The 244-nt window shown below is 68.9% G+C and carries 1 protein-coding gene; it reads left to right on the forward strand.

Annotation, left to right across the window (positions count from 1 at the left end; translation table 11 throughout):
- Nucleotides 1-244: protein phosphatase 2C domain-containing protein (locus G5A07_RS21640; protein WP_191864013.1), on the forward strand; the 244-nt coding region annotated here is incomplete at both ends.

Here is a 244-nt window from a genome sequence, read left to right on the forward strand (position 1 = left end):
GTGCTGGGCGTGGAAAGCGACGCGCGCTGGCTGGCCCAGGCGGTGGACCGGCACCTGCGGTTGCTGCTGGAAGTCGAGCCCGAGCAATCCAGCGAGACCCTGCTGCGGCGCCTGCTCAACGATATCCAGGGCGACTTCCGCGCCCAGAGCGGCCGCGACTGGCACGACCTCGAAGACATGCCGGCGGCCTGCCTGAGCCTGCTGCGGATTCGCGGCGGAGAAATCGAACTGCTCAACATCGGCG

It is taken from the genome of Stenotrophomonas sp. AS012628, assembly GCF_010608305.1.
Classification (GTDB): Bacteria; Pseudomonadota; Gammaproteobacteria; order Xanthomonadales; family Xanthomonadaceae; genus Stenotrophomonas; species Stenotrophomonas geniculata.